Consider the following 22,945-nt stretch of genomic DNA (forward strand, 5'->3'; position numbering starts at 1 on the left):
ATGGCAAAAATTATAGGTATCGCTAATCAGAAAGGTGGGGTAGGAAAGACTACTACTGCCGTAAATTTAGCTGCAGCATTAGGAGTTTTAGAAAAGAAAATCCTAATCATTGATGCAGACCCACAGGCAAATGCAACATCTGGTTTGGGCGTGGAAGAAGTGCAGTATTCTACTTATAATCTTTTGGAACATAGCGTTGCCACAAGAAATTGTATTCAAAAAACAACAACTCCGAATTTAGATATTGTACCTTCTCACATCGATTTGGTTGCTGCCGAAATTGAATTGGTAGACAAAGAAAGACGTGAATATATGCTGAAAGAAGCATTGAAAGAAGTAAGAGATGATTACGACTACATTATTATCGATTGTGCACCGAGCTTAGGTTTAATTACAATTAATGCTTTAACTGCTGCAGATTCTGTAATTATCCCAATTCAGTGTGAGTATTTTGCATTAGAAGGTCTTGGTAAACTTTTAAACACAGTGAAAAACGTTCAGAAAATTCACAATAAAGATTTAGATATCGAAGGTTTGTTGTTAACCATGTATGACAGCCGTTTAAGACTTTCAAATCAGGTCGTGGAAGAAGTAAATTCTCACTTCCCGGAAATGGTTTTCGAAACAATTATCAGCAGAAACGTAAGATTAAGTGAAGCGCCAAGTTTCGGTGAAAGTATCTTAAATTATGATGCGGAAAGTAAAGGAGCTATTCAGTACATTCAGCTTGCAGAAGAGGTTTTATTGAAGAACGAAAATTTAGTTAAAAATTAAAATGATTTTTGTATTTAATAATTAATCAATTATCATTAATCAATAATCATTTACACAGAAATGAAGGACAGAAAAAGAGCAATGGGACGTGGTTTGGGAGCAATTCTAAGTGCAGAATCCAAAGCTACAGTCAACACAGCAACTGATGAAGGAGCAGATAAATTCGTTGGAAATATCATGGAGGTTTCCATGGAAGATATTTACCCGAATCCTACACAGCCAAGAACTTATTTTGACGAAAAAGCATTAAACGAATTAGCGCAGTCGATTACGAATTTGGGTGTAATTCAACCTATTACATTAAGAAAAGACGGCGAAAAATTTGAAATTATTTCCGGGGAAAGACGTTTCAGAGCAAGTAAAATTGCGGGTTTGTCTTCAATTCCTGCATATATTCGTTTGGTAAATGATCAGGAGCTTCTTGAAATGGCTCTTGTGGAAAATATTCAGCGTGAAGATCTTGATGCCATCGAGATTGCATTAACATATCACAGACTTTTGGAAGAAATCGGTCTTACTCAGGAAAATTTGAGCCAAAGAATCGGGAAAGACAGAAGTACGATTACCAATTCCATCAGATTGTTGAGGTTGAGCCCGGATATTCAGAATGCAATCAGAAGCGGAGAAATTTCTGCAGGACATGGTAGAGCAATCATCAGTCTTGAAAATGAAGAACATCAGCAAATTTTATTTGATTTAATTATCAAAGAAAAACTAAATGTTCGTCAGTCTGAACAAGCTGCAACTGCTTTGAAAAATCCAAAATCTCCTGCTGCAAAAAGAGCAAAAGCTGAGCTTTCAAATAATTATAAAAGAGCACAGAAAACTATTGCAGATATTCTTGATGTAAAAGTTGAAATCAAAACAACAGGGACCGGCAAAAAAGGGAAAATTGTTTTAGATTTTAAAAATGAAGATGAGCTGGAATATATTTTATCTCATATTAAATAAATGAAAAACTTACTTTTCACTTTTTTCCTTTTATTATCGGGATTGGCTTTTTCACAAACTAACCCGAGAGATACTGTAAGACTTGAGCATTACGCTACAGACAGTATTCCTGCTGCAAAACCACAAGCTTCAGCAGAAGTGATAAAGGAAATTGAAAAAGCAAATGCTCCTGCAAAATTAAGGGTTAAAAAACTCAATCCTACAAAAGCAGGTTTGTATTCTGCTGTTTTACCGGGTTTAGGGCAGGTTTACAACAAGAAATATTGGAAAGTGCCAATTGTTTTGGGAGCAGTAGGAACCGGAGCAGGTATTGCTGTCTGGAATCAAAACCAGTATGAAAAATACCGTGAATATTACATTGCAAAATTGAACGGCGCGCCCAATGATTTTCTAAAACGAAATCCAACTTTAGATGCAACAGCTTTGGGAAATGCACAAGACAGGATGAAAAGACAGCGTGATTATGCAATTGCGATTACAGGTTTAATTTACATTTTAGGAATTGTAGATGCGGTTGTAGATGCACATTTATACGAAGGTCGTAAAGATCCGGATTTAACGTTTGCTCCTGCTGTAATTTATGACGATTATAATGTAAGTCCGCCAAAAACTGGGTTGGCTTTAAGTTTAAAATTTTAAAATTATAATTAAGAGAAATAACTATTTATATATGGAATCCTCCTTGATTTGTAGACGTAAAAATCGATGAAAATTAAAGGATTCCATGTGACAAATAAAAAAAAATAAAATCTACATATGAAAATAGCATTAGTTGGATATGGGAGAATGGGGAAGATTATTGATGAAATTGCCTTAAAAAAAGGTCATGAAGTGGTTGCCCGTTTAAAAGAAACTCCGACTGCTGAAAATCTTAATAATCCAGATGTTGTGATCGAATTTTCTCTTCCTGAAGTAGCTTTTGATAATATTAAAGCATGTCTAGAAAATAAAATTCCTGTAATCAGCGGAACAACAGGCTGGCTTGAAAGAAAACCCGAAATTGAAAATATTGCAGTTCAGAATGAAACTGCATTTTTATATGGCTCAAACTTTAGTTTAGGCGTGAATTTATTTTTTGCCTTAAACGAAAAACTAGCCAATTTAATGAAAAATGTGAACGAATATTCTTGCCAGTTAGAAGAGATTCATCACATTCATAAACTTGATGCGCCAAGTGGAACCGCAATTTCTCTCGCGGAAGGAATTATTAAAAACAACGATAAATTCGATGCATGGAAATTAGAAGAAACTCAGGAAAAACAGTTGGGTATTTTTGCCATTCGTGAAGATGAAGTTCCGGGAACACATTCTGTTTATTACAGAAGTGAAGTCGACGAAATTGAAATAAAACATACTGCATATAACAGAAACGGCTTTGCTTTGGGGGCTGTAGTTGCTGCAGAATGGATTAAAGATAAAAAAGGGAACTTTACAATGAAAGACGTTTTAGGACTCTAAATTTGTAACAAAATCCTTACATTGCAAACTAATAATAGAGAACTTGTGTAAGAATCTATTACTTATTACACATTGCTCATTAATCATAATTACAGATTAGGCACAAAAATTTATGAATTATTTTTTAACGTACACAGTTTATGTTCTCATTTTATCAGTATTGATGGGGATTTCCACTTGGAAGCTGTTTAAGAAATTGGGGTATAGTCCGTTATTTGCATTTATACCTTTCTACAATTATTTCATTATACTTAAAGAAACAAAACACCCGAAATGGTGGGCGCTTTTATCATATCTACCGATTGTAGGTCCTATTATGATGAGTGTTTTTCATTTGTATTTGGTGAAAAAATTCGGAAAAAATCTTTTCAAAGATCAGTTACTGACTGTGATTTTGCCTTTCATTTACATGGCAACAATCAATTATTCTAAAGATACTGAGATTGAAGACGAAAACGATTTATATTTAACAGACGACGAAAAAAACGCCAAAAAGAAAGATACCTTTATGGGATCGATTACTTTTGCGGTAGTTTTCGCTACAATCATTCACGTTTTTGTAACGCAGCCTTTCGGAATTCCTACCGGATCAATGGAAAGAACTTTATTGGTTGGAGATTTCCTTTTTGTAAACAAATGGAGCTACGGTTACAGATTACCAATGCGTCCTGTTGCAATTCCTTTCTTACAGGGAACTATTATGGATACAGGAAAACCTGGAAATCCTAAAGACGATCCTAAATCTTATGTTGACGGAATAAAATTACCTTACGAAAGAATTTTCCAATTCAGCAAACCTCAAAAAAATGAAATTGTTGTTTTCAATTATCCACAAGATTCTGTACACACTGCAATTGACAGAAAAGATCCTTATGTAAAGAGATTGGTTGCTGTGGCAGGTGATACTTTTGAAATGAGAAACGGAAGACTTTTCGTAAACGGAAAACCGGAAACCGTTTTAGGAGATCAGGAAGTTCAGCACAGATATATTGTTAATACAGGAAGCCAGCTTGATATTCCAAGTTTATACAATACTTTTGGATTTTTACCGGTTCAGGAGATTCCAAATGGGAACGGATTTGTTTATGCTTTCCAAGGTCTAACTGATAAAACGGCTGCAGAAATCAAAAAACTTCCTCAGGTGATTGATATGAAGGAAGATATTCAGCCTAAAGGAGAATCTGCGGTTTCTTACAGAGACGAAGCAAGAACTAAAATTGATACAACACAATCTATTTTCCCCATTAATAGTGGATGGAATCAAGATCAATATGGTCCGCTTAAAATTCCTAAAAAAGGAGATGTTGTTGCTCTTAATGAGAAAACTTTACCAGAATATCAGTGGATTATTTCTAAATATGAAAATAATAAATTAGAAAATAAAAACGGAAAAATTTTCGTCAACGGAAAAGAAACAAATCAATATACAATTCAGCAGGATTATTATATGATGGTAGGAGACAACAGAGATGCTTCTTTGGATGCAAGATTCTTTGGTTTCGTTCCGGAAGAAAATATTGTTGGAAGACCAATGTTCACTTGGATGAGTTTAGAGGGTGCATTTAGAGATAATAGTTCGAGTTATCAAGCCAATAAAGGTTGGTTTTTTGGTATGAAAGTTCGTTGGGAAAGAATGTTTAAAGCTACAAACACAGGAGAAGCCAACAAAACTTCTTATTGGTGGGTTGCAGCAATGATTTTAATTCTTTTCTTTGGCTGGGAATATTTTGTAAAATTATTCGGAAAGAAGAAAAAAGAAGACGAGATTTAATCAATAATAAAAAAATAAATAAAATGAAGTATTTGAAAAAGTACTTCATTTTTCTATAAAGGGCTATGCAAAATATATTATTACCGGTATTTTATTTACCACCCATTTCATGGTTTTCAGAGTTTTTGAATACTGAAAACGAAGTGATTTTCGAACAGTTTGAAAGCTTCCCGAAGCAAACCTTTAGAAATCGCACAAATATCTATGGAGCCAATGGTAAACTTTCATTAATTATTCCGATTGTTCATAATGGAAACCGAGAATTTAAAAATACCGAAATGTCTTATCGTGAAGACTGGCAAAAAATTCACTGGAAATCTATTAAAACAGTATATCAAGGTTCGCCATATTTTGAATACTATGAAGACAAATTGGAGAAAATTTTTGAAAAGAAAGAAAAATTTCTGCTGGATTTCAATTTGAAAAGTATAGAAGTCGTTCAAAATATTTTAAAAACAGAAAAGGCATACTCTTTGAATAAAGAATATTTTAAAAATCCGGAAGAAGTAAATTTCAGAGATAAATTTTCACCAAAAAAGCCTTTAGAATACGAGTTGGAAGAATATTATCAAACCTTCTCAGACAAGTTTGGTTTCTTGGAAGATTTATCGATTATTGATCTTATTTGTAACAAAGGTCCGGAATCTCTTACTTATATTAAAAATATTAAATGTAAATAATATTAACTCATCGTGAGAAAATAGTTTACGAAACAGGTTGATAAAAAAGCATTTATAAATAAAATGGACATATGAAAAAGGTATTGTTAGCAGCAGTTTTTTTAGCAGGTTTTACTTATTCTTCAGCTCAAGAGACGCCAAAAACTGAGTCGAAAGAAGATAAAGATTTAATGACTTGGTATCATAAAGATTTTGCGACTTCAAAAGTGTATGGTGTAAATACAGAAAATGCTTATAAATTTTTAGAATCAAAAGGTTTAAAACCTAAAACTGTAGTTGTAGGTGTTTTAGACAGTGGTGTTCAGGTTGATCATCCCGGATTAGTTAAAAATATGTGGTCAAATCCTAATGAAGTTCCGAATAACGGTAAAGACGATGACGGAAACGGTTATGTCGACGACGTTCACGGCTGGAATTTTATTGGTGGTAAAAATGGCGATATCGACATCGACAATATGGAAGTAACTCGAGTTGTCGCTAAATACAAACCTGTTTTCGAAGGTTCTAATTCTACTCAAAACAAAGCAAATCAGGCAAAAATGAAGGAGGAATTTGAGATGTATATGAAGTCGAAGGAACTTTTTACAAAGAAAAGTGTTGATGCAAGACAAAGTTTCCAACGTTATTCAATGATTAACGAATCGATTCCTGAGATGGTAAAGATTTTGGGAGGAAAACCGTTAACAGCTGAAACAGTAAAAAATAAAAAGCCTTCTACTCAGCAAGAAGCTGCTGCACTTGAAATTTTATCAATTATTTTGAATAATCCTGAATATGCAGGAAAACCAGCGACTGAAGTAGAATCAAAGCTTAAAGAAGAAATGAAAGAAGCTTTAGATCATTTCGGTCCAATGGCAAAGCAATATGATATTAATTATGATCCGAGAGCGGAAATTGTAGGTGATCACTATGATGATTATTCAGAAAAAATCTATGGAAATAATCATTATGAAGGTCCGGATGCAACTCACGGAACTCACGTTTCGGGAATTATTGCAGGATCACCTCAAGGTAGCGAAATACAATATGGTGTTGCTTCAAAAGTGGCAAAAATCATGACGGTAAGAACGGTTCCAAACGGTGATGAGAGAGATAAAGATGTTGCAAATGCAATAAGATACGCAGTAGATAACGGAGCGAAAGTTTTAAATATGAGCTTTGGAAAACCTGTCTCTCCAGGGAAAAATGTAGTTTGGGATGCATTTAAATATGCTGAAGATAAAGGAGTTCTTTTGGTGAAAGCTGCCGGAAATGAAAATGAAGATGTTGCAGAGCATTTAGCTTATCCAACAAATTTTAAAAATATTACAGACGAAGCTCCATTTGTAAATAACGTTATGGTTGTTGGAGCAAGTACCAACAAAAATGATGCATTAAGAGCTGATTTCTCAAATTACAATAAGAAAATGGTAAATGTTTTTGCTCCTGGAGATCAAATTTATTCTACTGTTACAAAAGGTAAATATGAATATCTTCAGGGAACTTCTATGGCATCACCAGTTGCAGCGGGAGCAGCAGCAGTTTTATTAGCTTATATGCCGAATTTAAAACCTGCTCAGATTATTGAATCTCTAGTGAAAACAAGTAATTTGAGTTCTTCAAATGAGTTTGGTGAAAAATCTCAGGCAGGAGGTGTAATTGATGTGAAAAAAGCTGCAGAATATGCGTATGCAAATTTCTATGACGGAAAATCAAATACAAAAAAAACAAAAACTGTAAAAAAATCAAGACCGGCAAAGAGATCTGTAAAGAAATAGTAATCAGATAGATTATCAGTATAAACCTTAAAGCCTGAGTTTTTCAGGCTTTATTTTTTTGAAATAAATAAAATTTGGCACGGTTTTTTGTGGTATCTTTAATGTTAAAATAATAAAACTACAATATGAAAAAGCTACTACTTGCAGGTATAGTGGGAACCTCACTTTTTGCAGTGTCTTGTTCCACAGTTAATAAAGCAAAAGACGCACAAGCTGTAAGGTCAGAATTTCTAAAAATGAAAGGTGACTGGCAAATCGTAAGCATCAATTATGATAAGCAATACAAAATCAAACCTTTTGACGAAGGCGCAGATGCACAATGTTTCGTCGGAAGTCACTGGAGATTTATTCCTAATAATTACTCAGGATCTTATACATTAAACGGAGGTGGTTCTTGTCCTAAATTAATTCAGGCAATTAAAGTTGATATAAAAGGTGATACTTTTACTTTCAAAAAAATTGCAGATGGTACAAAAGCTAAACAAAATACAGCAGGATATACTTTAAACGTAATTAATTCCGATACTGATCAGTTTTCTTTAGAACAAAATGTACCATTTGATGGAAATTCTATAAAAGTGGTTTACAACTTCGAAAGAACAGGAATGGATTACACTAGATAATTAACTATAAATATTTTAAGATGAAATTTAATAAAACATATATTAGCGCATTCTTTTTATCATCAGCTTTATTATTAACAAGTTGTGAAGCAGTGCAAAATTCAAATCACCAACAGAGAGGTACTGCGGTAGGAGTTGCTTCAGGGGCTGTAATTGGTGGTGTGTTAGGAAACAATGTGGGGAAAGGTAAGAATGCTGCATTAGGAGCTGTTTTAGGTGGAATTATCGGTGGTGTTGCAGGTAACGTAATCGGTAATAAAATGGATAAACAGGCAAAAGATATCAAAGAAACTTTACCGGGAGCAGAAGTTGAAAGAGTAGGTGATGGTATTAAAATCACAATGAATGAAAGTATTGTTACTTTCGCATTTGATTCGTCAGATCTTACTGCATTAGCAAAAACTAATCTTGATAAATTAACTAAAGTACTGGTTGATAATCCAGATACAAATATCAACGTTTATGGTCATACAGATAGCAAAGGTGCAGATGATTATAATCAAAAATTATCTGAAAGAAGAGCAAATTCTGTAAAATCTTACTTAGTTTCTAAAGGAATTGCTTCAAGCAGATTGTTCGCTTTAGGAGAAGGAGAATCTATGCCGGTTGCGACAAATGATACCGATGCGGGTAGAGCTAAAAACAGAAGAGTAGAGTTTGCAATTACAGCAAACGAAAAAATGATTAATGATGCTCAACAGGGTCAATAATCATTTAACATATAAATATTATTTCAAAAAACCGCTTTTAGCGGTTTTTTTGTATTTTTATATCTGATTTTATTGTTTGAAAATCACTATTTTTGCAATCGAAACCACATAAATGAAGAAATATTTAAAACTGCTTCGTGTAGAACAATGGGTTAAGAATCTTTTTGTTTTCGTTCCTCTCTTTTTCTCCGGTAATATTAAAAATTTAGATTTACTTACTAAAAGTATTTTCGCATTTGTTATATTTTCTTTGGCAGCGGGCGTTGTTTATATTCTAAACGATTATAATGACATTGAAGCTGATAGAAAACATCCTGAAAAAAGACGACGCCCATTAGCAAGCGGCGCTATTTCAAAATCTACTGCGATTGGAGTTTTAATCGGATTGGTAATTGTCAATATATTGCTAACTCTGTTTGCTCAGTTTTATTTAAATACTCCAATTTGGAAATTTGTCTCAATCATTGTGATTTATTTTCTAATGAATTTGGCTTATACATTTAAATTAAAGCATGTTCCCATTATTGATATTTTCATTATTGCAATAGGTTTCGTTCTTCGGGTTCAAGCCGGAGGTTATATTACAGGGATTTTTATTTCGCAATGGGCAACTTTGCTTACTTTCGTTTTAGCATTGGTTTTAGCCATAGGAAAACGTAGAGGAGAATTAATCAATGCACAAATTTCTGGTAAAACAAGAAAATCTTTAGACGGTTACAATGTACAGTTTGCAGATATTGCACTTTCAATTTCCATCACATTGGCAATTCTTTGTTACTTGATGTTTACACTTTCTCCGGAAGTTCAGCTTAAATCGCACTCAAGTATATTTTACACAGTAGTTTTTGTAGTATTTGCATTTTTAAGGTATTTGCAACAGACATTGGTGTACAACAGAACGGAATCTCCAACAAAGATTTTATACAGAGATCGTTATATTCAGATTACGTTGGTTTTGTGGGTAGTTTCGTTTTTAATTTTAATTTACTTTAAAGAAAGTATTCATCAATTTAATTTACTGTAAATAATGAAGCCAAATTTCACGCAAAAAGTTACAAACTGGGGCAATTTTCCTATTGTGGAAAAAGAAATGAAGTCGGAAGACAGCTACAGGAAAATCAAAGAATTTGTACAGAACCATAATGAAGTTATTGCAAGAGGAAACGGAAGATGTTATGGTGATGCTTCTTTAGGTGAAAGTATTTTTTCGACTAAAAAATTAAATAAATTCATCAGTTTCGACCGATTAAACGGAATTATTGAATGCGAATCCGGAGTTCTTTTGTCGGAAGTTTTAGAAATTTCAGTTCAGCAGGGATATTTTTTATACGTCACACCGGGAACTAAATTTATTTCCGTCGGTGGTGCAATTGCATCCGATGTTCATGGAAAAAACCATCATTCTGAAGGTTGTTTTTCAGAATACGTTATTGATTTTAAATTAATGACAGAAAATGGTGAAATTATAACGTGCTCAAGAGAAGAAAATTCCGAAAAGTTCTTCGCAACAATTGGCGGAATGGGTTTAACAGGAATTATTCTTTCGGCAAGATTTAAGCTAAAAAATATTGAAACCGCATATATTCGTCAGGAAAGTATTAAAGCTGAAAATTTAGACGAAATATTCCGACTGTTTGAAGAAAGTGAAAGCTGGACTTATACTGTTGCATGGATTGATTGTCTTCAAAAAGGAAAAAATATCGGACGAAGTATTCTGATGCGAGGTGAACACGCTTTTTCACACGAGCTTCCACAGAAATTTTCTAAAAATCCTTTACGATTAAAAAAGAAATTTTCCCCGACAGTTCCTTTTTATTTTCCTGGATTTGTTTTAAATGCATTGACTGTAAAGATTTTTAATTTTTTATATTATAAAAAACAAGCTAAAAAAGAGCTTAAGAATATCATCGATTACGAAACTTATTTTTATCCGCTTGATGCCATTAATGAATGGAATAGAATCTATGGAAAATCAGGTTTTATACAATATCAAATGGTGATTCCGAAAGAAAATGGCAAAGAAGGAATGAAAAAAATCCTTGAAACCATCGCAAACAGTGGAAACGGTTCTTTCCTCGCAGTTTTAAAACTTTTCGGTAAAGATAATCCGGAAGCTTACAACTCTTTTCCTGTTGAAGGTTATACTTTGGCGCTCGATTTTAAAGTAAATTCAAAATTGAAAAAGTTAGTTTCACAATTAGATCAAATTGTGCAGGATTTTGGAGGAAGAGTTTATCTTACGAAAGACAGTATGAGCAAATCTTCGTTGACGGATTACCTGAAAAATGTAGAAAGTTCAAAATTTGTGTCATTACAGCACAAAAGAATCTTAAATAATAAGTAAATGATAGTTCTCGGAAGTACATCTGAAGTTGCGCAGGCTTTTGTGGAAAAAGCTTTACAGGAAGGCGAACAATATGAAAGAATTTATCTTTTTACATCAAACAGAGAGGCAACAGAACGTTTTGCACAGCATATTGACGTAAAATTTCTTCAGCAATCTGAAATTATAGAACTTGATTTGACAAAAGAAATTAATTATTTTAATTTCGATTACATCAATTCAAATCTGTTGTTTTGTGCAACAGGTTATTTGGGAGACGGTACTGAAGAAGGTTTGTATGATAATAAAAATACAGAACGAATTATTGATATCAATTACGCAAAACTAGTTCCTGTTATCAATTATTTTGCTCAGAAATTTGAAGGCAAAAGATCAGGAACAATTATCGGGCTTTCATCGGTTGCAGGAGATCGTGGAAGACAGAGTAATTTTATTTACGGAAGTGCAAAAGCAGCTTTTACCGCCTATTTAAGCGGGCTACGAAATTATTTATTTGATAAGAAAGTTCATGTTTTAACCGTAAAACCAGGTTTTATGGCTACAAAAATGACAGAAGGTTTACCATTAAATCCGAAACTGACAGCAACTCCAAAACAGGCTGCAGAATGTATTTATAAAGCATTTAAAAAACAAAAGAATGTTGCATACGTTTTACCGATTTGGGGCGTTATTATGTTAGTTATTAGAAATATTCCTGAGTTTATATTTAAAAAATTAAAGCTTTAAAAACTGTTGTGTTCATTGCTGAGTGAAACGCCTTTGCGAACTTAAAAGCATAATAGTTTTAAAAATAACTTTGCGAACTTTGCGTTAAAATAAAAATTAAAAATTAGAATGAAAAAATTGTATTGTTTTGATTTTGATGGAACTATCACTTACAAAGACACAATGTTTTTGTATCTTAAATTTTACAATCCTTCAAAATTTCGGGTGCAGTTTTTGAAACATATTCCTCTTTTTATTCTTTTAAAATTAAAATTAGCAGAAACTGAAAAAGTCAAAAAAAGCTTTATTGGATCTGTTTTAAAAGGTCAGTTACAGTCTAAAATTGAAGAAAAATCTAAACAGTTTTTTGAAGAAAATTATCCTAAAATTGTTAGAGAAAACGCTTTAGATTTTATAAAAAACATCGACAGAGAAAATACACAGAGTTTAATGGTGACAGCTTCTCTTGATATTTGGACCAAACCTTTTGCCGAAAAATTACAAATGAATTTGGTTTCTACTAAAGCTGAGTTCAAAAATGGGGTTTTTACAGGCAACTTTATTGGTAAAAACTGCAACGGAAAAGAGAAATTAGAGCGTATTAAAAAAGAAATTTCAGACGATAAGTACGATAAAATCATAGCATTCGGTGATACTTCGGGTGATAAGCCGATGCTGAAATGGGCAAATGAAGGTCATTACCAATTTTTTCATTAATTTTGAGGGATTAATAAAAATAATATGAATAAACTGCTGATTTTGTGTTTTGCAATTATCATGAGTTGCACAAGCACAACTGCACAAAAATCTAATGATATGCAGAATAAAAGTGAAATTCTCGCGTCTGAGTCAAATGGCGGAACCGAGAAAGCAGGTTTTAAAATAATAAAAGATCAAGAACAGTTAAAAAAGGAAATCACAGAAAATTTTGCTTCATCCGGTATGGAGCCTGTGATGGATATTCCTGCTTTTCCGAATGATAAGAAAGTCATTTTATACAATTTAGGAAGATTCAATTCAGGAGATCATAAAGTAAAGGAAATTAAAAGCATTTCTGTAAAAGATAATGTATTGTATGTAGAAGTTCCGATGTATGAGTCGGGCGGAATGGAGATTCAGGTACTTTCAAATCCTTGGTTTGTTTTTTCAGTTCCTTCCAGTTACAAATTCACTTCAGTACAATTAAATCCGACAAAATAAAAAATGAATAAAATATATTTAGATAACGCTGCTACAACACCGCTTTTAGAAGAAGTAATTGACGCAATGGTCGATACAATGAAAATGAATTTCGGAAACCCTTCTTCAACTCACAGTTTCGGACAAGAAGCTAAGATTTTGATAGAAAATGTAAGAAGGCAGGTTGCAGATTATCTACATGTAACTCCGGCTGAGATTATTTTCACATCTTGCGGTACAGAATCCAACAACATGATTATTAAATCCAGCGTTGAGCATCTTGGCGTTGAAAGAATCATTAGTTCACCGATGGAGCACAAATGTGTTTCTGAGAGTATTTTGGATATGAAAAACAGAAAAGGTGTTGAAGTTGCTTACATTCGTCCCAACGAAAAAGGAGATATTGATTTAAATAAATTAGAAGAATTACTTAAAGGTTCCGATAAAAAAACTTTAGTAAGCTTAATGCATGCTAATAACGAGATTGGAAATATAGTTGACATTAAAAAAATTGCACAGATTTGTAAAGAAAACAATGCACTTTTCCATTCTGATACCGTTCAGACAATGGCGCACATGAATCTTGATTTTTCAGATATTCCTGTAGATTTTGCTTCTTGCAGTGCTCATAAATTTCACGGTCCGAAAGGAATTGGTTTTGCATTTATTAGAAAATCAAGCGGATTGAAAGGAATTATTACAGGAGGTCCTCAAGAAAGAAGTTTGAGAGCCGGAACTGAAAATGTTGCTGGTATTGCAGGTTTAGGTAAAGCTTTAGAGCTTTCATTAAATAATATGGAAGCTTATACTCACCATATGCAGGACATTAAACAATATACGATTGATAGAGTGGCTGCAGAAATTCCAGAAGTTAAATTTAACGGGAGAAGTTCCGAAGCTGATAACAGTTTATATACGGTTGTAAGTCTTTTGCTTCCATACAAAAACCCTTTAATCGGATTGCAGTTGGATATGAAAGGAATTGCAGTTTCGCAAGGAAGTGCATGTTCATCAGGAGCTTCAAAACCATCTATGGTAATGATGATGGTTTTATCTGAAGATGAAATGGATAACGGGACACCTTTAAGAGTATCATTCAGTCACAAAACGACTAAAAATGAGATTGATGCTTTTGTGGATGCTTTAAAAGAAATCTCTAAAGACTTCGTTATAGAAAATACAAATGTTGAGCATAGATAGGCTTTTCATTTTAAAGTGGTAATTTTGAATTAGGAAAACAATAAGAATATTAATAATTAAAAGATAAAAAAATGGCTTTAGAAATTACAGATAGCTCGTTTCAGGAAACGGTTTTAAAATCAGACAAACCAGTATTGGTAGACTTTTGGGCAGTATGGTGCGGACCTTGTAGAACTTTAGGACCAATCATCGAAGAAGTTGCAACAGATTTTGAAGGAAAAGCTGTAGTAGGAAAAGTAGATGTAGATAACAATCAGGAGATTTCTATGCAATATGGAATCAGAAATATCCCTACAGTTCTTATTTTCAAGAATGGTGAAGTAGTAGATAAATTGGTTGGTGTAACTCCAAAAGAGGTAATCGCTGAGAAATTAAGCGCACACTTATAAAAAAATCACTTTGATAATGAATGCTTTCCGTTTTGGGAAGCATTTTTTGTCTCGAAAGATTTGCAAAATTAGTAAAAAGTTGTATTTTTGCAACCACAATAACAGAAGATAATTCTTGAATTGTAAAAGATCCGGTAGTTCAGCTGGTTAGAATGCCGCCCTGTCACGGCGGAGGTCGCGGGTTCGAGTCCCGTCCGGATCGCCTGAATAAAAAAGTCGCCAATTGGCGACTTTTTTCGTTTGTAACTATTTGATAAACAAAGCTATATTAGCTTACAGGCGGTTTCGATAAGTACAAAATAAAATTTTGAGTTTTTTGAGACAGTTCTCGAACTGCTTTTTTATAATTCCTTTAAGTGGCAAATAACCAATTGGTTAGCTTGGATTGAATTCAAATTTCTTGATGTTTTAATAACAAATATTAACAATTTATATTGTTAAACATTCCGAAAAAGATTGTTTTAAATCCCCAAAAAGCAACTTGATCTTTTGTGATGCTGGCAGGAAAATCTTCCGTAAGTAAATCTTCTCCGGTTATATGTTTCAAGGCAGGGAAAATAGACTTGTCAAACAGTGGTAATGTCAATCATTTGCCAGAACACTGGGAAAATGGCAACATAGTACTCCAAATAACTTGGTATAGGCTCGCTATCTCCTCGATGATAATACTTGTACTGTTACATTCTGTTTAAAATCTCCCCAACTACCCATTATACCGGTCAGAACTGCTTTACAAATTTTTATCGGCCAGATTGGAGCGGAATTCATCTTTTGTAAAATTCGCAATGTGGTGTTGGCCACTCAATCTCCAAGGATAATAAACTGCAGCACAAGTCTTCTTAGCATCAAATCAATTAAAATATGCTTCGAACCAACGAAGTTACAGGTCTGAACTATCTTTTCTCATCAAAATGAGATCCGAATACCCGTCTCTAGTGGAGAAGATGCCTACTTCCTTTTTTAAGATGTCACGTTCTAGCTTTGTTTCTTCAAGTTCTTTTCGAAGTCCAAGTAACTCTTCCCATATAGGATCGGAGGAAATTTGCTTTTCCTTCGTAAGCTTATCTTCTTTGTGAAGCTTTCTCCAAATGACTAATTCTTTGCAAATCCCCAATACTTGAGCTACTAAGGATACATTGCCTCGCTGTTCGCTTAAAGATACTGGTGCAACGAAAAGAGAAAAACGAAATTTCGAACCATTCTTCAGAGTTACACTGTAATTCAATGATATGATTGATGATTCGAAAAGTTTTACTATTTGTTTTGACGAATGCAGAAATCTTAATAATAAAGATGCTATTCATCTCAAATACAAATGAAGACTTGAAAGCAAATTATTTTACAACAGCTACATCCCTGTCTGTGAGTTTTTAAAAGGATACCACATTATTTAATTTTAATTAATAAAAATTATGGGTAAAAAAATAAGAACATATTTGAAAATTAATATTTTAAATAATATATTCGTTCGAAGTTTTCACAAATAGAAAAAAAATACATGCATCATTCTTTACTCCTTATTTTAGGGCTTTTATTTTCCATTTTTTTATTGGTTATGTTGGCTCAGCGAATCAAAATCGCTTATCCCATTTTTCTCGTGATTGCAGGTTTGGGAATCAGTTTTGTTCCTGGTGTTCCTCACATGAGCTTAGATCCTGAAATAATATTTCTAATATTTTTACCACCATTGTTATATGAAGCAGCTTGGTATACTTCATGGACAGATTTTTGGAAATGGAAACGCCCAATCGCTTTATTAGCATTTGGTTTGGTATTTTTCACGTCGACAATTGTGGCCTATTTTACTTCATCATTTATTCCAGGATTTACCATTGCTTTAGGATTTCTTTTAGGTGGAATCGTTTCTCCGCCAGATGCAGTGGCAGCAGCGACTGTCCTGAAGGGAATGGGTGTTCCGAAAAGATTAATGACTATTTTGGAAGGAGAGAGTTTGGTTAACGATGCATCTTCATTAATCGTATTTAAATTTGCTTTATTAGCCGTAATCACAGGTACTTTCTCAATGCAGGAAGCTACCGGACAGTTTTTCCTAGTTGCAGGAATGGGAATCGTAGTTGGTCTTGTAGGAGCACATATTATGTATTTTATTCATCGATTTTTACCGACAACTCCGGCAATTGATGCGGCTTTAACGGTAATGACTCCCTATATTTTATTTCTTGCAGCAGAACAGTTTCATTTTTCGGGAGTAATGGCAGTCGTTACAGGCGGATTGTTTATTTCTTGGCGCTCTCATGAGATTTTCCAAACGGGAAGTACAAGATTAAATATGCTTGGAGTATGGACGACGATGATTTTCGTGATGAATGCTCTTGTTTTCGTATTAATCGGATTAGAACTTCCTGAAATTGTTGCAGCTTTAGGAAAATATTCTGTTTGGCAGGGCATAAAATATGGAGCAATTGTGAGCTTAATTGTTATTTTACTGAGATTTTTATGGGTTTTCCCTTCAGCACATATTCCGAGATGGTTTAGCTCAAAAGCCCGACAAGACCCCTCTCCGGGTTGGAAGGGGCCTTTGGTAATCAGTTGGGCAGGAATGAGAGGAGTTGTTTCTTTGGCGACGGCACTTTCTATCCCACTTTATTTAGATGATAAAGGAACTGTTTTTCCGGAGCGTAACCTCATTATTTTTATAACTTTTGTTGTGATTTTCATTACGTTGGTTTTTCAGGGATTGACTTTACCTTTTATCATTAAATTAATTAAACTTAAAGAAATTGATAATTTGGTTCCTGAAGAAGAGCAACAGACAGGAATTCAATTAATTTTAGATAATACGGCACTACAGTTAGTTAATGACAAATATTCATCTGATATAAATGATAATGAGTTAATTACTTTCTATAAATCTAATTTGGAATCTGATATTAATTTGGCTAATAAACGTCTTGAATCCTTAGAATGTGATGAAACAGAGCATCAGGAAATTGAAAAATACCATCACGTATTATTGGATATTTATTCGATTCAACGGAAAGAATTGTTCAGAATGAGAAAAGAAAAACTTTTTTCAGACGAAGAAATTCGTAAAGCTGAATTGCAATTAGATTTAAATGAATTGAAAATTACCGGAGCAGGACATTAATTTCAGCTAAACTATGAATACAAATTCTCATTATAAATTAAAACATTTCATTCCTTGGACACGCACTAAAATCTACAAAATGTTGATTTTAAGTATAATTCCTACACTTCTTTTCTGTTTTTTAGGATGGACTTGGCTTGCTATTCCGTGGGTTCCAGTCGCTTTATTGGGTACAGCAACTGCTTTCATTTCTGGATTTAAAAATACACAAACTTATAATCGAACTTGGGAAGCCAGACAAATTTATGGAGCCATTATCAACAGCAGTCGTGCTTTTGGAATAATGGTGAAAGATTTTGTAAGAACAAATGACAAAACTGAAGAATCTAAGCTTCACAAAGAAATTATTTACCGTCATTTTGCATGGTTAACTGCAATGAGATTTCAATTGAGAGAAATAAAAAGCTGGGAAAACGTTAAAACCAGAAGCTATTATAGAGAATATTTGCAGTATTACAAAGTTCCAGAGTGGGAGAGTAGCATCTCTGATGAGCTTAAACATTTTCTGTCTGAAAAGGAGTTTAATTATATTTTATCAACTAAAAACCGAGCGACACAGATTTTGGCGACTCAATCTGAACATTTGAGAAAATTTAATGAGGAGGGTTTGATTTCAGATTATAATTACGTAGCTCTAGAAAATCAACTGAAAGATTTGTACGACCAACAAGGGAAATGCGAAAGAATCAAGAATTTCCCTTATCCGAGACAGTTTACGAGTATCAATTTGTATTTTACCAATATGTTGTGCTTCTTGTTGCCTTTAGGCTTTTTAGGAGAATTTTCAAAGATGGTTGAGAAGTTTGGGGAGAATATTATTTGGCTTGCTATTCCATTTAGTGTTTTATTGGGCTGGGTTTTCCTTGTTTTGGAGCAAATTGGTGAAAGTACAGAAAATCCTTTTGAAGGGAATCCGAATGATGTTCCGATTACCCAAATTACCAGAAATATTGAGATTGATCTTCGGGAAATGATTGGTGAAACCGATCTTCCACCTGCATTGCAGCCTGTCAATAATATTTTAATGTAATGTGTAAGTTTTGAGTTTTAGACTAAACTCATAATTGTTAATCAAAACTTAAGATGTTTATTTAAATAAATACAATTGATAATCTGTAATTTATATTTAATTTGAATAAATTTCCTACATAAAGTTTGCAGGTAATGAAAAAAGCTATATATTTGCAACCACAATAAAAGAGGGTAATACTTCTGGAAATTGTGGGAAAAGATCCGGTAGTTCAGCTGGTTAGAATGCCGCCCTGTCACGGCGGAGGTCGCGGGGACGAGTCCCGTCCGGATCGCAAAAAGTTTTAACAATTTTAACTTTAAAAGAAAATTGATCCGGTAGGTCAGCTGGTTAGACTGCCGCCCTGTCACGGCGGAGGTCGCGGGTTCGAGTCCCGTCCGGATCGCAAAAAGTTTTTACAATTTTAACTTTAAAAGAAAATTGATCCGGTAGTTCAGCTGGTTAGAATGCCGCCCTGTCACGGCGGAGGTCGCGGGTTCGAGTCCCGTCCGGATCGCAAAAAGATTTTACAATTTTAACTTTAAAAGAAAATTGATCCGGTAGGTCAGCTGGTTAGAATGCCGCCCTGTCACGGCGGAGGTCGCGGGTTCGAGTCCCGTCCGGATCGCAATCCTGTTTCATTACGAGACAGGATTTTTTTTATATATAGTTTTATTTCTCTTTCATCTAAAATTTTCATTTTTTAGATCAATGGAAAGCAGAATAAGATCGTTTCATATTCTGTACAAATTGTTGTATAATTCAAACTTTAGCTTACTCTACCTTTTTCCAACATAAATTAAATTTATGTTTTATTTAACAGGCTTTAAGAAGATTAAAAATCAAAATTTCGATATGTTTGCCGAAATTTAATCACTTTAAAATGAATAAAATAAGCCTTTTTTTAATGACTCTATTGTCATTTTCTTTTTTTAATGCTCAAACCAATGAAACGAATGCTGAAACCTCTGAGGTAAATAATGAAATTAAACTGAATCTGATTACTCCTTTATTGGGTGCCTTTGAAGTAGGTTATGAAAGGTTTTTAAACAAAAATTCATCATTGGGGATTTCTGCATTTATGGTATATGAGCTTTCTAAAAATGATGATATGAATTACTATATTTCCCCCTATTACAGATATTACTTTGGAAAAAAATATGCTTCCGGAATTTTTGTCGAAGGATTTGGAATGCTCACTTCCATAGATGGAAAAAAAATATATGATGCAACGGATAAGTTGACTTTCACAGAAGGTAAAGATATTTATGATCTTGCATTAGGCGCCGGTCTCGGTTGGAAATTGATGACGAAGAAAGGAATTGTTTTCGAAGCCAATATTGCGTATGGAAAATTGATGTTTAATGCAGATAAAACAGATCATAATCAAGTTATAAAACTTGGATTGAGTGTAGGATATCGATTTAAATAATGAAATGAAATTAATGAAAAGCAGTATTTACGGTTGATCATAAATATTATTTAATAAAAATATTAACTATGTTTTTTTAAAATTAGCCTTTATTTTCTTCTACAATTGTCAATTTCTAAGACACAATATGATGATTTTTGTTCTATAATTAGCTTTTTTTAGGATATAAATCTATTTTACTGAATTAATTTTTTTTATTAATGATGATTTGTTTTATTGGTTGTAATGCTTTGATAATTAAGTTTTTGAGGTTTAGTTATTCCGATGCATTTTGCAAATTTTTACGTCATTATTTATAAATGGTTCCCACAAAAACTTGCTGATGAAATTTTGTGATTATATATTTGACACAGTTAAACAAGACACCAAATCATTATATAAATAAATTTTCATCATTCAGTTTTCTTGTAGAATATCAGGGTTCAAATTATCTAGGGAAATGAACCCTGTTCTCTACAATTTTAGAAAACACTTTGAATGAATAGGAATTAAGGTAGACACCATCATTCACATTATTAATAGAAAAACAGAATCTTCATTGAAGATTCTGTTTTCATTTGTAGAATAGCTAAGAACTTTTAAATGCAGAAAGGGATTGTTAACTCTTAACTTGTGAGAAAAATAATATAATTACTTTATGTTCAATCTTCTCCATTTACTCACTGTATTCCTGCTTAATTTAAAATGATTGGCAAGCTGAAGATTACTCAACTTGTGATTTTCCTGATAAGCTAATATTTTTAAAATAGTTTCGCTATCGTAAGATTTATGTCGTTGATTGAAATCTAGTGTTTCTTTATCAGCCGATCCAAAAATCTTTTTATTTAGATCAATAACCTCCAGAATTGAAAAGCTGTCTTTACTTAAATAATAACTTAATTCTGATTGTCTTTCCGGGCATTTCTCCAAAATAATATCTTCGAATATTTTCTTATAATTAGGTTTCATGGTTTCAAAATCTATTTTTGTTGAGTTGGAGTATTGTATTTACTAATCCATTTATAAAGGGTAGTTTTTGGTATTTTATAAGTCTCGATTATTTCTGTCGTTGTCATTTTACCTGAGTTGAGAGCGTTTAAAATAAAATCAATAATTTCTTTGGTGTAAACATTTTTTCTGAATGACGGTAGAGTTGTTTGTAATGTACCGGCTTTATGTTTTGTATCTTTTTGTTGAGCTGAGAATAATATTAAATGTTGACTGTAAATCCTGAAAAAATCATACTCTAGTAGTTTACTCCAGCTTAAAAGTATTTTAGTATCCAAGTGTTCACTATTATACATCTTGCGAATATCATTTTCATTACACTTAAAAAAATTACAAATACGGGGAAAGTCTAGCTCACATTCTTTAACTCTTTGTTGTATTAAGCTTCCTATATGAATTTGTTTGAAGTTCATCACATATTGTATTAAAATTATTTATGATAAATTATTTCTCAGAAACTATGTCTGATAAAATATTTTTCTGTAATAAAGGTGATTGGGTGATAATGTTTTTCTGAGGGTAAACCATTAAGAGGGAATTTTAAATTTACAGATGCGGGGGCTTGTGTAAACCCCGCTTTCTGTAAAGATCATTTTCATCATTTGCCCTTTCGGGCGTTAATTTTCATTTGTTGTTTCTAGAATCTATCTTTTTATAATAAAAAGATTTGAGGACGTTTTTGTAAACTCTTGCGCAGGAGTTTGGGAAAAGATGCGCAAGAGTTTGGTAAATGATGCGCAAGAGTTGAGGGAGTCATGCGCATCATTTTTGTTGTTAATCTGCTTTTTTAAATGTTACTGTTTTTAATGTATCGTCGATGCGTTTTCCGGGGCGGTAGTTTACATGAGCACCTTTGATGAAGCTTGTGTTAAACTCATCTTTAGTGGCGGCACCACTGCTGCTCAGGCTGGGGTAAAAGCTTCCCAGTTTATCCATTCTGATGATTTTTCCGTTGGCAATGCTATCTGTAATCACGTTTTCAAGGGCAATGATTACACCTCTGATATCTGCTTCAGATAAGGCTGAGAATTTTTCAATTTGTTTAGAAAGATCATCTACGCTCAGCTCTCCATCATTGACGGCTACGGCATACCATTTTTTTGTTCCGCCTCCGCTTACGCCGGGTTCCGCTCTTTCAATTAAATTGTATTTGATCGGCATAATTAATTTTTGTTTTTTAATCGCTGGTAACAGAAGCGGAAATTACTTTCCGCCTGCTATGCACCAACTGTTAATATGAATAAAGTATAAATGTTTTTGTAAATGCTGATTTTGAAATACAGAAGCGGAAGCAGAATTGTTTCCGCATTCTGTAAAAACACAAATCACAAGTTATTATCTCCAAAAAGACCAAACTGTTCCATTATACACTGCAACCAAATGGTTAAAAGTATCATATACCATCATTCCGGCTGCGGGATTAATAATATTCAGATGCGGGCTTGCCACTTTGGGAAGCACCATCGCTTTGTCTGTATCTGTAAGAACCAATATTCCCGGGGTATTATCAGCAGCACCATCGCTACCTATTGCAGCTTTGGCAGAAGTACTTTCCTGAAGAGTGTCCTGAATAGTAGTATCTACTACTCCGGTATTATTTATACTGAGATCAAACCAACTTCCTCCTTTTAGGTATTTTACTTTTTTATCTGCAGTGTCATAAATAATGGTTCCGTTTACAGCTCCTGTTACGGCTCCCTGCGAAGTTACCCAAGGTAAAATGATTCCTTTATTAGCATTACCAAATTCCAATGAAACCGATGTGTTGCTTACACTTGATTTTCCGATAGCAATTTGAGAAAAAGCCAATGAGGAAACCAGAGCCAATGTTATTGTGAATATATTTTTCATAATAAATTAATTAAAA

Annotated in this window: 24 protein-coding genes and 5 tRNA genes; 24 read left to right on the forward strand and 5 right to left on the reverse strand. The window is 33.4% G+C overall.

The features are described 5' to 3' along the window. The 17 genes from OEA66_RS11320 to OEA66_RS11400 all read left to right on the forward strand — a co-directional run bounded on the left by OEA66_RS11320 (position 1) and on the right by OEA66_RS11400 (position 14,743). Positions 1 to 774 carry a ParA family protein gene (locus OEA66_RS11320; protein ID WP_267266659.1) on the forward strand — a complete coding sequence of 258 codons (774 nt, stop codon included), beginning with the start codon at positions 1 to 3 and terminating at the stop codon, positions 772 to 774. Between the two features lie 60 nt (positions 775 to 834). Beyond that, entirely contained in the window at positions 835 to 1,725 is an 891-nt protein-coding gene (locus tag OEA66_RS11325) for a ParB/RepB/Spo0J family partition protein (protein WP_267281471.1), read from the forward strand. After that, positions 1,726 to 2,364: a DUF5683 domain-containing protein gene (locus OEA66_RS11330; RefSeq protein WP_267281472.1), complete on the forward strand. Its 639-nt coding sequence runs from the start codon at positions 1,726 to 1,728 to the stop codon at positions 2,362 to 2,364. It begins immediately after the preceding gene. A gap of 117 nt (positions 2,365 to 2,481) precedes the next feature. Next, entirely contained in the window at positions 2,482 to 3,183 is a 702-nt protein-coding gene (gene dapB / locus OEA66_RS11335) for a 4-hydroxy-tetrahydrodipicolinate reductase (RefSeq protein ID WP_267281473.1), read from the forward strand. A gap of 112 nt (positions 3,184 to 3,295) precedes the next feature. Beyond that, positions 3,296 to 4,954, forward strand: coding sequence for a signal peptidase I (gene lepB / locus OEA66_RS11340; protein WP_267281474.1), 1,659 nt, complete (start codon positions 3,296 to 3,298; stop codon positions 4,952 to 4,954). A gap of 65 nt (positions 4,955 to 5,019) precedes the next feature. Next, positions 5,020 to 5,634, forward strand: coding sequence for a WbqC family protein (locus tag OEA66_RS11345; protein ID WP_267281475.1), 615 nt, complete (start codon positions 5,020 to 5,022; stop codon positions 5,632 to 5,634). Between the two features lie 71 nt (positions 5,635 to 5,705). Continuing rightward, the gene (locus OEA66_RS11350) at positions 5,706 to 7,391 is read left to right on the forward strand and encodes a S8 family serine peptidase (RefSeq protein WP_267281476.1); all 1,686 of its coding nucleotides are present in this window, start codon (positions 5,706 to 5,708) and stop codon (positions 7,389 to 7,391) included. Between the two features lie 125 nt (positions 7,392 to 7,516). Beyond that, a complete protein-coding gene (locus tag OEA66_RS11355) occupies positions 7,517 to 8,014 on the forward strand; it encodes a lipocalin family protein (RefSeq protein ID WP_267281477.1) in 498 nt (165 codons plus the stop codon). A 20-nt stretch (positions 8,015 to 8,034) separates the two neighbouring features. Then, a complete protein-coding gene (locus OEA66_RS11360) occupies positions 8,035 to 8,724 on the forward strand; it encodes a YiaD family glycine zipper/OmpA-like lipoprotein (RefSeq protein ID WP_267281478.1) in 690 nt (229 codons plus the stop codon). Positions 8,725 to 8,836: 112 nt separating this feature from the next. Further along, entirely contained in the window at positions 8,837 to 9,748 is a 912-nt protein-coding gene (locus tag OEA66_RS11365) for a decaprenyl-phosphate phosphoribosyltransferase (RefSeq protein ID WP_267281479.1), read from the forward strand. Positions 9,749 to 9,751: 3 nt separating this feature from the next. Then, the gene (locus OEA66_RS11370) at positions 9,752 to 11,068 is read left to right on the forward strand and encodes an FAD-binding oxidoreductase (RefSeq protein WP_267281480.1); all 1,317 of its coding nucleotides are present in this window, start codon (positions 9,752 to 9,754) and stop codon (positions 11,066 to 11,068) included. Further along, entirely contained in the window at positions 11,069 to 11,794 is a 726-nt protein-coding gene (locus OEA66_RS11375) for an SDR family NAD(P)-dependent oxidoreductase (RefSeq protein WP_267281481.1), read from the forward strand. Positions 11,795 to 11,902: 108 nt separating this feature from the next. Further along, positions 11,903 to 12,490, forward strand: coding sequence for an HAD family hydrolase (locus OEA66_RS11380; protein WP_267281482.1), 588 nt, complete (start codon positions 11,903 to 11,905; stop codon positions 12,488 to 12,490). Positions 12,491 to 12,589: 99 nt separating this feature from the next. Further along, positions 12,590 to 12,973, forward strand: coding sequence for a hypothetical protein (locus OEA66_RS11385; RefSeq protein ID WP_267281483.1), 384 nt, complete (start codon positions 12,590 to 12,592; stop codon positions 12,971 to 12,973). 3 nt (positions 12,974 to 12,976) lie between these two features. Beyond that, the gene (locus OEA66_RS11390) at positions 12,977 to 14,152 is read left to right on the forward strand and encodes a cysteine desulfurase family protein (protein WP_267281484.1); all 1,176 of its coding nucleotides are present in this window, start codon (positions 12,977 to 12,979) and stop codon (positions 14,150 to 14,152) included. A 71-nt stretch (positions 14,153 to 14,223) separates the two neighbouring features. Continuing rightward, positions 14,224 to 14,541 (forward strand): thioredoxin, encoded by a 318-nt coding sequence (gene trxA / locus OEA66_RS11395; protein ID WP_034682284.1) that lies wholly within the window; start codon positions 14,224 to 14,226, stop codon positions 14,539 to 14,541. Between the two features lie 128 nt (positions 14,542 to 14,669). Then, a tRNA-Asp gene (locus OEA66_RS11400) sits at positions 14,670 to 14,743 on the forward strand. Between the two features lie 678 nt (positions 14,744 to 15,421). On the opposite strand, the gene OEA66_RS11405 is transcribed toward OEA66_RS11400, so the two are convergent. Further along, positions 15,422 to 15,766: a hypothetical protein gene (locus OEA66_RS11405; protein ID WP_267281485.1), complete on the reverse strand. Its 345-nt coding sequence runs from the start codon at positions 15,764 to 15,766 to the stop codon at positions 15,422 to 15,424. A 273-nt stretch (positions 15,767 to 16,039) separates the two neighbouring features. Here OEA66_RS11405 and OEA66_RS11410 point away from each other — a divergent pair, with 273 nt between their 5' ends. From OEA66_RS11410 to OEA66_RS11440, 7 genes are all read left to right on the forward strand, one after another. Further along, positions 16,040 to 17,650 (forward strand): Na+/H+ antiporter, encoded by a 1,611-nt coding sequence (locus OEA66_RS11410; RefSeq protein ID WP_267281486.1) that lies wholly within the window; start codon positions 16,040 to 16,042, stop codon positions 17,648 to 17,650. A 13-nt stretch (positions 17,651 to 17,663) separates the two neighbouring features. Continuing rightward, complete coding sequence (locus tag OEA66_RS11415) at positions 17,664 to 18,680, forward strand: bestrophin family protein (protein ID WP_267281487.1); 1,017 nt, start codon at positions 17,664 to 17,666, stop codon at positions 18,678 to 18,680. A gap of 200 nt (positions 18,681 to 18,880) precedes the next feature. Then, positions 18,881 to 18,954: transfer RNA gene (locus tag OEA66_RS11420), tRNA-Asp, on the forward strand. Positions 18,955 to 18,991: 37 nt separating this feature from the next. Beyond that, positions 18,992 to 19,065 (forward strand) — tRNA-Asp (locus tag OEA66_RS11425). Positions 19,066 to 19,102: 37 nt separating this feature from the next. Further along, a tRNA-Asp gene (locus OEA66_RS11430) sits at positions 19,103 to 19,176 on the forward strand. A 37-nt stretch (positions 19,177 to 19,213) separates the two neighbouring features. Then, a tRNA-Asp gene (locus OEA66_RS11435) sits at positions 19,214 to 19,287 on the forward strand. A gap of 255 nt (positions 19,288 to 19,542) precedes the next feature. Further along, positions 19,543 to 20,091, forward strand: coding sequence for a DUF3575 domain-containing protein (locus tag OEA66_RS11440; RefSeq protein WP_267281488.1), 549 nt, complete (start codon positions 19,543 to 19,545; stop codon positions 20,089 to 20,091). 630 nt (positions 20,092 to 20,721) lie between these two features. On the opposite strand, the gene OEA66_RS11445 is transcribed toward OEA66_RS11440, so the two are convergent. The 4 genes from OEA66_RS11445 to OEA66_RS11460 all read right to left on the reverse strand — a co-directional run bounded on the left by OEA66_RS11445 (position 20,722) and on the right by OEA66_RS11460 (position 22,929). Then, on the reverse strand, positions 20,722 to 21,039 hold the full coding sequence (locus OEA66_RS11445; protein WP_267281489.1) for a helix-turn-helix domain-containing protein: 318 nt from the start codon (positions 21,037 to 21,039) through the stop codon (positions 20,722 to 20,724). 11 nt (positions 21,040 to 21,050) lie between these two features. Further along, entirely contained in the window at positions 21,051 to 21,491 is a 441-nt protein-coding gene (locus OEA66_RS11450) for a transposase (RefSeq protein WP_267281490.1), read from the reverse strand. Positions 21,492 to 21,852: 361 nt separating this feature from the next. Then, positions 21,853 to 22,239 carry an HU family DNA-binding protein gene (locus OEA66_RS11455; RefSeq protein ID WP_267281491.1) on the reverse strand — a complete coding sequence of 129 codons (387 nt, stop codon included), beginning with the start codon at positions 22,237 to 22,239 and terminating at the stop codon, positions 21,853 to 21,855. Between the two features lie 174 nt (positions 22,240 to 22,413). Continuing rightward, positions 22,414 to 22,929 carry a phage tail-like protein gene (locus OEA66_RS11460; protein ID WP_267281492.1) on the reverse strand — a complete coding sequence of 172 codons (516 nt, stop codon included), beginning with the start codon at positions 22,927 to 22,929 and terminating at the stop codon, positions 22,414 to 22,416. Positions 22,930 to 22,945 lie beyond the last annotated feature (16 nt).

The organism is Chryseobacterium luquanense, from assembly GCF_026460945.1.
Classification (GTDB): Bacteria; Bacteroidota; Bacteroidia; order Flavobacteriales; family Weeksellaceae; genus Chryseobacterium; species Chryseobacterium luquanense.